General features: G+C 56.8%; 11 protein-coding genes. 9 read left to right on the top strand and 2 right to left on the bottom strand.

Annotated elements, in window-relative coordinates; genetic code table 11:
- Nucleotides 1-3: 3 nt before the first annotated feature.
- The 9 genes from proS (at nucleotide 4) to ABQ298_07725 (ending at nucleotide 7,394) form a co-directional block, all read left to right on the top strand.
- A complete protein-coding gene (proS, locus tag ABQ298_07765; protein ID MEQ9824265.1) occupies nucleotides 4-1,467 on the top strand; it encodes a proline--tRNA ligase in 1,464 nt (487 codons plus the stop codon).
- Between the two features lie 42 nt (nucleotides 1,468-1,509).
- Nucleotides 1,510-2,424 (top strand): hypothetical protein, encoded by a 915-nt coding sequence (locus tag ABQ298_07760; GenBank protein ID MEQ9824264.1) that lies wholly within the window; start codon nucleotides 1,510-1,512, stop codon nucleotides 2,422-2,424.
- Nucleotides 2,421-3,218 carry a DUF1080 domain-containing protein gene (locus tag ABQ298_07755; GenBank protein MEQ9824263.1) on the top strand — a complete coding sequence of 266 codons (798 nt, stop codon included), beginning with the start codon at nucleotides 2,421-2,423 and terminating at the stop codon, nucleotides 3,216-3,218. Before ABQ298_07760 ends, ABQ298_07755 begins: the two co-directional genes overlap by 4 nt.
- A gap of 61 nt (nucleotides 3,219-3,279) precedes the next feature.
- Complete coding sequence (locus ABQ298_07750) at nucleotides 3,280-4,548, top strand: RNA polymerase sigma factor (GenBank protein MEQ9824262.1); 1,269 nt, start codon at nucleotides 3,280-3,282, stop codon at nucleotides 4,546-4,548.
- 117 nt (nucleotides 4,549-4,665) lie between these two features.
- Nucleotides 4,666-5,055 carry a YciI family protein gene (locus ABQ298_07745; protein ID MEQ9824261.1) on the top strand — a complete coding sequence of 130 codons (390 nt, stop codon included), beginning with the start codon at nucleotides 4,666-4,668 and terminating at the stop codon, nucleotides 5,053-5,055.
- 201 nt (nucleotides 5,056-5,256) lie between these two features.
- Nucleotides 5,257-6,105: a YciI family protein gene (locus ABQ298_07740; GenBank protein MEQ9824260.1), complete on the top strand. Its 849-nt coding sequence runs from the start codon at nucleotides 5,257-5,259 to the stop codon at nucleotides 6,103-6,105.
- A gap of 24 nt (nucleotides 6,106-6,129) precedes the next feature.
- Entirely contained in the window at nucleotides 6,130-6,633 is a 504-nt protein-coding gene (locus ABQ298_07735) for a nuclear transport factor 2 family protein (protein ID MEQ9824259.1), read from the top strand.
- Complete coding sequence (locus ABQ298_07730; GenBank protein MEQ9824258.1) at nucleotides 6,630-6,983, top strand: YciI family protein; 354 nt, start codon at nucleotides 6,630-6,632, stop codon at nucleotides 6,981-6,983. The genes ABQ298_07735 and ABQ298_07730 overlap by 4 nt, the downstream gene beginning before the upstream one ends.
- Nucleotides 6,984-7,004: 21 nt before the next feature.
- Complete coding sequence (locus ABQ298_07725; GenBank protein MEQ9824257.1) at nucleotides 7,005-7,394, top strand: DoxX family protein; 390 nt, start codon at nucleotides 7,005-7,007, stop codon at nucleotides 7,392-7,394.
- Nucleotides 7,395-7,427: 33 nt separating this feature from the next.
- Here ABQ298_07725 and ABQ298_07720 read toward each other — a convergent pair whose 3' ends face one another.
- Both ABQ298_07720 and ABQ298_07715 read right to left on the bottom strand, forming a co-directional pair.
- The gene (locus tag ABQ298_07720) at nucleotides 7,428-7,994 is read right to left on the bottom strand and encodes a YdeI/OmpD-associated family protein (GenBank protein MEQ9824256.1); all 567 of its coding nucleotides are present in this window, start codon (nucleotides 7,992-7,994) and stop codon (nucleotides 7,428-7,430) included.
- A 40-nt stretch (nucleotides 7,995-8,034) separates the two neighbouring features.
- The coding region (locus ABQ298_07715; GenBank protein MEQ9824255.1) for an SLC13 family permease at nucleotides 8,035-8,930 on the bottom strand (896 nt) is incomplete at its 5' end.

The following is an 8,930-nucleotide window of genomic DNA, read 5'->3' as shown; positions in this document are numbered from 1 at the left end:
GCCATGGCAAAGGCTCCCGTGCTGACCCCCCAGGCCGACGACTTCCCCCGCTGGTACCAGGACGTGCTCACCAAGGCGGAGCTGGCCGACCACGGGCCGGTGCGGGGGACCATGGTGATCCGCCCCTACGGCTACGCCCTCTGGGAGCGCATGCAGGCCGAGGTCGACGCCCGCATCAAGGCGGCCGGCGCCGAGAACGCCTACTTCCCGCTGTTCATCCCCGAGAGCTACCTGCAGCGTGAGGCCGAGCACGTCGAGGGGTTCAGCCCCGAGCTCGCCGTGGTCACCGTCGGCGGGGGCAAGGAGCTCGAGGAGCCCGTCGTGGTGCGCCCCACCTCCGAGACGGTCATCGGCGAGTACATGTCGAAGTGGGTGCAGTCGCATCGCGACCTGCCCCTGCTGCTCAACCAGTGGGCCAACGTCGTGCGCTGGGAGATGCGCACCCGTATTTTTCTGCGCACGGCCGAGTTTCTCTGGCAGGAGGGGCATACCGTACACGCGACCGAAGCGGAAGCGGTGGAAGAAACACTCAAGATGCTGGATGTCTATGCGGACTTTGCGGAAAATTACATGGCCATGCCCGTTATCAAAGGTGAAAAAACCGAAGGCGAGCGCTTCCCCGGAGCCGTCAATACTTACTCGATCGAAGCCATGATGCAGGATGGAAAAGCCCTGCAGGCGGGCACTTCCCATTTTCTCGGTCAGAATTTTGCGAAGTCCTGTAACATCAAGTTCCTGAGCAAGGAAGGTGTTGAAGAGCATGCGTGGACCACCTCCTGGGGAGTGAGTACGCGTCTCATCGGTGGCATGATCATGACGCATGCGGATGACGATGGCATGGTGATGCCACCGCGACTGGCATCGCAGCAAATTGTCATTATGCCCGTGATTCCCAAGGAGGAACAACGGGAGTCGGTCATGGCCTATGTGGATGCGCTTTATGCGGAATTGAAGTCAAAATCCTATGCAGGCCGCCCCCTGCGCGTGAAAGTCGATGATCGGGATTTGCGTGGTGGGGAGAAGGCTTGGCAGTGGGTCAAGAAAGGTGTGCCCGTGCGCATCGAAGTCGGGCCGCGCGATGTCGAGTCGGGCAAACTGGTGATGATTCGCCGGGATCAGGGTCCGAAGGCGAAGGAATTCCTGGAGCGCGACGCGTTTATCGCCGGAGTGGAATCCCTGTTGCAGGAGATTCAGGATGCGCTGTTGCAGCGCGCAAAGGCGTATCGCGAAGCGCGCACCTGCGAAGTCAACTCCCGTGCGGCCTATGAATCGTATTTTGCATCCGAGACGGATGAGACCGGATTTGCCATCGCCTACTGGGCGGGGGATGCGGAACTGGAGGATGCGCTGTCCAAGCAGTTCAAGACAACCGTGCGCTGTGTATTGCTCGATGCGTTTGAACCCGGGGAGTGTATCTTCACTGGCAAGCCGACCACGCGCAAGGCCGTCTTTGCGAAGGCGTATTGATCGGGGAATCGTAAGTGTTTTTAGTGGTTGGGGGAGCGCGGCATGGCAGCTGATTTTGAGTCCCACTACCAGACCGTGTTTGGGGACGAGTGGACCTCTCTGAAATCTGCCCTGTTGCGAGCGCGCCAACATGTTGCCCGGCTTACGCGCATGGGTGTTCGGCAAGGTGTGCTGCCTGAGGGTATACCCGAAACACTTGAGCTGCCCGGCTGTTTTGATGTGCGCGAGTTTGAAGTGCTCGAAGCGATGGAGCAGCATCCCGACGCCTTTTATCTGATGGATCTGGCATCGGTACTGGCAGTGAAGACGCTGCTGAAGCATCCAGCCAAGTCCAGTTGGGATGTCTGTGCGGCACCGGGCGGGAAGGCGCTGATGTTGCTGGAATCCCTTGCCGAGGGGGATGCCCTGATGCTCACCGACCTCTCACGACCCCGGCTCGAAAAACTCAAGCAGGTGATTCGACGCTACCATGGACAGGATGCCTTTGAGTTGCCTCAGTTGAAACTGGCGGCAGCGGACGGAATTGACTGGGGCTATCGCCACCAGCAGCGATATGATCGCGTTTTGCTCGATGCCCCCTGTTCGAGTGAGCGGCATGTGCTGGGCGATGCGAAGGCCCTGGCTCAGTGGAGTCCGCACCGCGTCAAATCCCTTGCCAAGCGGCAATATGGATTGCTTTGCTCCGCTGTGCTGGCAACGCGTCCGGGAGGGGTAGTGCTGTATTCCACCTGTTCCATCCATCCGTCCGAAAATGATGGGGTGATCGAGCGCTACCTGCAGAAAAAGACTGATGCCGAGCTGCTACCGGTCACGGCGCCCATTGGCCGCGCAACGCGCTACGGCTGGATGATCCGACCCGATCTGGATGATGGCTGGGGACCGATGTATTTCACCCTGCTGCGCCGCTGCAATGACGACTCGACTCCAGTCGATCCATCGACCATGATTGTGCCATGAATGCATTGCTGCGAACCCTGAACTGTGCGCTGACGGTGTTGGCGCTACTGCACATGCCCCTCATGCAGGCGGCTGACTCGACTTCCGACGATTCTTGGGTTTCGCTTTTTAACGGACGCGACCTGAAGGGATGGACCCCAAAATTCACGGGCCATGCACTCGGGGCCAATCCGGGAGAAACTTTTCGCGTCGAGCAGGGAATTCTGCGTGTGGTTTACGATCCCGCGAAACCCTTTCAGAATGAGTTCGGGCATCTGTTTTACCGAGCACCGTTCACGCACTATGTGCTGCGCATCGAATATCGTTTTGTGGGAGAACAGGCGAGTGGCGGTCCCGGTTGGGCCTATCGCAACAGTGGAGTGATGGTGCACAGTCAGGCTCCGGAAACCATGGGCGAAGCGCAGAATTTTCCGGTCTCCATTGAGGTACAGTTTCTTGGGGGGAACGGGATTGACGCGCGTCCGACTGGCAATCTCTGCACTCCGGGCACTCATGTCGTGATGGACGGAAAACTGCACACGGCACATTGCACGGAATCGACTTCACCAACCTTTCACGGCGAACAGTGGGTGACTGCTGAGGTGGAAGTGCGGGGCAATGAACGCATCGTTCACCGCATCAACGGGACGACTGTCATGGAATATTCGCAGCCTCAGCTGGACCCGGACGATGCCGACGCACAGCGCTTGATTCAGAGCGACGATCTTTCCCTGCAGGGTGGATTTATCGCGCTGCAGGCAGAGAGTCATCCCATCGAATTCCGACGGGTAGAGATACGCATGCTCAAGCCCTGACCCGCAACAAACTTCAACGAGTGCTTGCAAGCAAGGTGTTATTTGTGCCATTGAAGGGTCCATGTCCGGCGACGCCTCCTTCCAGTCCCGAATGGATCAGATTTACCGCAGTGAATCTGGAAAGGTACTCGCATCGCTGATCCGGCTGATCGGGGATATGGATGTGGCGGAAGATGCACTGCATGATGCGTTTACTGCGGCGATCAAGACATGGCCCCAATCGTCGATTCCGGAGAATCCGGCAGCCTGGCTGATCACCACCGGTAAGTTCAAGGCCATTGACGTGCTGCGTCGACGCTCGCGGCGCCACATGCTCGAGCCGGAGCTACAGCGACGTCTGGACGAAATCGAATCTGCAAATCACTCCTTTGCGGAACAGGATATTCAGGATGATCGGCTGCGCCTGATTTTCACATGCTGTCACCCAGCTATTGACCCGGACATTCAGATACCCCTGACCCTGCGGGAAGTGTGTGGACTGACGACCGAAGAGATTGCGAGCGCATTTCTAACCTCTCGGTCAACAATGGCGCAGCGAATCGTGCGCGGAAAAAAGAAGATCCAAGAGGCTCGCATCCCGTTCAGCATACCCTCCACCGCAGAGTTACCCGAGCGACTTGATTCGGTGCTGGCAGTGGTGTACCTGGTCTTCAACGAGGGTTATTCTGCATCTGCCGGGCAGTGCGCCATTCGCTTCGAACTGTGCAGCGAAGCGATTCGCCTGGCGCGCGCGATTCTGAGTCTGTTGCCAGAACCCGAAGTCATGGGATTGCTGGCGCTGATGCTGTTGCATGAGTCGCGACGCAGCGCGCGCCTCGATGATGCGGGCGATATCGTTTTGCTCGAGGACCAGGATCGTAGCCGCTGGGATCAGGAGTTGATTGCAGAAGGACGCCAGTGGGTGGAACGTGCCATGAAATTGGGAGGTGTGGGGCACTATACACTGCAGGCGGCGATTTCCTGCGTGCATGCGGATGCATCGAGTGCAGCTCAGACAGACTGGAATCAGATCGTGTTGCTCTACGGACTGTTGTTCCGGTTGCGACCTACTCCTGTGGTTGAGTTGAATCAGGCGGTGGCGATCGCCATGCGGGATGGTCCGGAGGCTGGACTCACCCGGATCGATGCCCTGCTGCAGCGTGGGCAATTGCAGGACTACCACCTCGCGCACTCTGCACGTGGAGAGTTGCTGCGTCGAAACGGACGGTTTGAGCAGGCGGCGCAGGCCTTTGAGCTGGCACTGGGACTTGCGCGACAGGAACCGGAGCGGCGATTGTTACAGCGAAAACTTCGAATGGTTGAGAGTTCATCCGGTGTGAAACGGGCGTGAACAAATTTTTGTGGGAAAAATTTTTGGAAGTGTCGAATCGAGCACAGGTGAAGCGACTATAGGGGAAAGCGGATAAGATTTTCCGCGCACATCATTCAATCCACGGAGTCAACTCACATGAAATTTGTTTGTTTGGGATATTTCGACGAGCAGCAGTTCAACGCCTTGCCTGAAGCAGAGCGCCAGAGCATGGAGCAGTGCTGTCTCGCTTACGACAATGAACTGCGGGAAACCGGACATTTTATCGGTGGTGAACCACTGGGTCCGGCCTGCAATGCGGTGACCCTGCGCATGCAAAACGGTGCGGTTGCGGTGACGGAGGGTCCGTTTGCAGAGACCAAGGAGGTTCTCGGTGGCATATTGATGCTGGAGGCCCGCGACCTGAATCATGCGATTTCGCTGATGAGCCAACATCCGGGCGTTCGCATCGGTCCCTTTGAAATCCGTTCGGTGGATCCTGAATTTGCCGAAAAAATGGAACGCGGCGGGAAATCTGCAACCGCCTGATTTTAGCTTGTTTTTGAATGTATCAGAACCATCGACAATGGAGTCCCATTCCGGTGGTGACCTATGATCGGATCGAGCTGCAATGGTATTTGAAAGCCTTCAGCAGGTTCGGTTCGTCTCCGGAAAAACACTCCATGGAATGCGACCACGAAGCCTTGTGCTGCGGTCCCACAACAACCCCCGAATCGAAAGGAAAATGGAATGAAAGTAATGATTCTGGTCAAAGCGACCCAAGACAGTGAAAACGGTGTGCCTCCGAGTCCGGAGCTGATGCAGGCGATGGGAGCGTTTAACGACGAACTCATAGCTGCAGGCATCATGAAGGATGGTGAGGGCCTCAAACCCAGCTCTGCCGGTGCACGCGTGCATTTCAGTGGAGCGGATCGAGTGGTAAAGGATGGTCCCTTTGCGGAGACCAAGGAATTGATAGCCGGATACTGGATATGGGAAGTGCAGTCTCTGGACGAAGCCAAGGAGTGGGTCAAACGCTGCCCCAATCCCATGACCGGGGATTCGGATATTGAAATTCGTCCCCTCTACGAACCTGCCGACTACGCGCAGTGGGATCCCACTGGCGAATTGGAAAAGCAGGACCAGGCTCAAAGAAATGCCGTCGCAGGCCAGGGGTCGAGCCTACGCACGTATCTGTTTTTGGGTGGGCGCTGCGAAGAGGCATTGGAGTTCTATCGGGAGCACCTGGGTGCGCAGATTGGATTTCAAATGCGCTTCAACGAAAGCCCAGAACCCTTGCCAGAGGGCATGATTGAACCTGGATTTGAGTCCAAAATCATGCATGCCGAATTCAAGATAGGCGATGTTCACCTGATGGCTTCGGACGGATGCGATGAAGCGTCCACTTTCAGTGGTTTCCGACTGGCGTTGTCCGCAAAGGAAGTGGCGGACGCAGAACGACTCTTCAACGCGCTTGCTTCGGGAGGAACCATTGAGATGCCGATGACAAAAACATTTTGGTCACCCAGTTATGGTCAGGTTACGGATCGCTTTGGTGTTCCGTGGATGGTGATGGCGGACGGACCGGAAGCTCAATGAATCGATGAACCCAAGAGAAAATACATGAATACAACCTATACCAATTCTTCAAAGGATGAAGCCGAAATCCGCCGACTGATCGCGGACTGGTCAAGCGCCCTCGAAGCGAAGAACGCGCAGGGATTGACGGCCAACTATGTTAGCGATGTGGTGGTGTTTGACGCCATCCCTCCCTATAAAGTGGAGGGGACTGCAGCGCTCAGCGATACCTGGGAAAAATGCCTGCCATTCTTTCCGGAGACCTTTCGTTCCGAGCATCGGGATGTCAGTGTGCACGTGCAGGGGGACACGGCCTTTGCGTTTGGCATGCATCACATCGTGACGGACGAGGAGGGGCATCCTTCCGCGCAGACATGGCTTCGCATCACGCTTTGTTTTCGGCGAATCGGCGGGAACTGGAAAGTGGTGCACGAGCACGTGTCACTTCCTTTTAACCCCATGAACAACCAGGCCTGGATCATTCGGGATCCGTCCGTGCCCGATGCTCCGGATTATTCCGGGGCTTGCTGTGGAGGAGGTGACTCATGAAGTACATGCTGTTGATTTACGGAAAAGAAGACGCCTGGACTCAGGAAGAGTATGAACAGTGTGTCGAGGATTCGTCGCGCATCAGTGCTGAATTGGCTGAGCAGGGCAAACTATTGTCGTCAGCGCCACTGCAGCCCATCTCCACTGCTACGAGCCTGCGCATTCGCAACGGTAAGCGTGAGATCACCGATGGTCCGTTTGCTGAGACCACGGAACAGCTTGGTGGATATTACCTCATCGATGTGGATCATCTCGATGAGGCACTGGCGATTGCCAGTCGTCTTTCGCCGGCAAAAAAGGGCACCATTGAGATTCGTCCGCTAGCTCCTGTTCCTGGAAAAATGACATAAAATCAATACCTTATCCATACTATGAAATCTTCTACTCAACAACGTATCGGATGGGTCCTCAGTGGATTGATCGCAGTGTTCCTGGTTTTTGCCAGTGCAAGTGGCAAGTTTACAGACTGGGAGGGCAAGGAAGCCATGTTTGCAGAAATGGGATGGTCGACAGAGGTGATGTTCAGCATCGGTGTGGTCGAAGTCGTCGTGACCTTGCTGTTTCTCATTCCACGAGTGGCATTTTATGGAGCGATCCTGCTGTCTGCCTATCTAGGGGGTGCCACGGCGACGCATGTGCGCCTCGAAGAGGCGTTTTTCATGCCCGTGCTGATCGGTATTCTGGTATGGGTCGCCCTTGCACTGCGGGATCCACGGGTGTGGAACCTGGCCCTGAGCGGAAAAGGAAAATCCCCAAACTAACGCGCACTCGATTTGCTCGACCCAAGAGCAGGATCACTGTTCGTTGGCGAATCGGCTAGCTTCAGGGGCACTGAAAGCTCTGCTGTAGTAGCCTGACGGGTCGAAGCAGCAGACGCGGCGTTTGCCGGATGCTAGCATGTCACAGGCATCGGCGATGCGCTTGGAGCGAGTCCGGGGTTGTTTGGCGGAGGTGATCCAGTGAATCCAGTCCACCCGGGCAAGCGTAGTGGTTGCCTGCCAGACTTCCAGGGCCTCGGGAGTGGCGTTGAGTGCTGCACGAAAGTCTGGGGGAATGTCTGGGTCGGGTTCCTGCGCGACGGGTGTGATGCTGAGGGTAACTGCGTCACCAAAGGTGCATGACGATTGACCCATCAAGTCGGGATTCACTTTCAGCCAATGGCTCAGCTGTCCGTCGGGTTCGAGCATTGCCTGAAAGGCATGTCCATTCAACGTGCCCTGCACGGTGGTCCGACCCCGGCGTGGAAGCGTTTGGCTGATTTCCTTTGGCAGGATGACAAAACCCCACGGGGCTTCACCGGGTTGGGTGACTGCTGCGTGCAGGGTACTGCGGAAGGTTTGCGTTTCAGGGGTAGCTTTCATCGTTGGGCACGAGGTTGTTTTGAGCTATGGGTATGGGAAACTATAACGGCCAGACGATCAGTAGCAGGGGCAGGCTGAGCGCGATCACGAGTAGTTCCACGGGTAATCCCATGCGCCAGTAGTCCTTGAAACTGAATCCGCCAGGACCCAGAATGAGCGTATTGTTCTGGTGACCGATCGGGGTTAGAAATGCACAGGACGCACCGATGGCAACCGCCATGAGAAAGGAGTCCGGGTTGACCTGGAGTTGTGCGGCAAGATTCAGCGCAATCGGACACATCACTGCTGCGGTAGCGGCATTGTTCATGAGGTCGGAGAGCGTCATCGTCACTACCAGAATCAATGACAGCGCGATCACAGCGTTGCCCTGGGCAACGCCATTGAGCAGACCCCGGGCAAGCACCTCTGCGGTTCCCGTGGTTTCCATGGCTCCGGCAACCGGTATCAGGGCCGCCAGCAAGATCACCACAGACCAGTCAATTGCGTCGTAGGCGGTGCGCGACTGGATGGTACCGAAGACCATGGACAGCAAGACAGCCGCCGTGAAGGCAATAGCGGCAGGCAATACGGAAAAGGCAGTGGCAAGGATGGCTGCAGCGAGGATCAATGTCGCAAGCAGCGCTTTTTTCCGGTCAGGGATGCGCAGGTCACGTGTCGCCAGAGGTGCGCACCCGGAAGTGGAGGCCAGTTCTGAAATGGACTCCTGCGCACCCTGAACGAGCAGCAAATCACCCGCTCGCAGAGTGAGTGTGCGCAGGCGTTGGGTCTCTCGTTTGCCCTGGCGGGAGACTGCGAGCAGATTAACTCCGAAGCGGGTACGGAGTGAAAGTTCTCTGGCGGAGCGTCCCACGAAGGGTGATCCTGGCAGCAGTGCGAGTTCGGTCAGTGTCCACTCGCGGTGTTTGGATTTGGAACTATCATCACTGTCTTCGCGTG

The organism is Puniceicoccaceae bacterium (genome assembly GCA_040224245.1).
GTDB lineage: Bacteria > Verrucomicrobiota > Verrucomicrobiia > Opitutales > JAFGAQ01 > JAKSBQ01.
This window is presented reverse-complemented; position numbering and strand designations above follow the sequence as displayed.

Excerpts from the sequence above, each read along its gene's own strand:
- proS (MEQ9824265.1), top strand. The coding sequence starts at position 4 with ATGGCAAAGGCTCCCGTGCTGACCCCCCAGGCCGACGACTTCCCCCGC.
- ABQ298_07760 (MEQ9824264.1), top strand. The coding sequence starts at position 1,510 with ATGGCAGCTGATTTTGAGTCCCACTACCAGACCGTGTTTGGGGACGAG.
- ABQ298_07755 (MEQ9824263.1), top strand. The coding sequence starts at position 2,421 with ATGAATGCATTGCTGCGAACCCTGAACTGTGCGCTGACGGTGTTGGCG.
- ABQ298_07750 (MEQ9824262.1), top strand. The coding sequence starts at position 3,280 with ATGTCCGGCGACGCCTCCTTCCAGTCCCGAATGGATCAGATTTACCGC.
- ABQ298_07745 (MEQ9824261.1), top strand. The coding sequence starts at position 4,666 with ATGAAATTTGTTTGTTTGGGATATTTCGACGAGCAGCAGTTCAACGCC.
- ABQ298_07740 (MEQ9824260.1), top strand. The coding sequence starts at position 5,257 with ATGAAAGTAATGATTCTGGTCAAAGCGACCCAAGACAGTGAAAACGGT.
- ABQ298_07735 (MEQ9824259.1), top strand. The coding sequence starts at position 6,130 with ATGAATACAACCTATACCAATTCTTCAAAGGATGAAGCCGAAATCCGC.
- ABQ298_07730 (MEQ9824258.1), top strand. The coding sequence starts at position 6,630 with ATGAAGTACATGCTGTTGATTTACGGAAAAGAAGACGCCTGGACTCAG.
- ABQ298_07725 (MEQ9824257.1), top strand. The coding sequence starts at position 7,005 with ATGAAATCTTCTACTCAACAACGTATCGGATGGGTCCTCAGTGGATTG.
- ABQ298_07720 (MEQ9824256.1), bottom strand. The coding sequence starts at position 7,994 with ATGAAAGCTACCCCTGAAACGCAAACCTTCCGCAGTACCCTGCACGCA.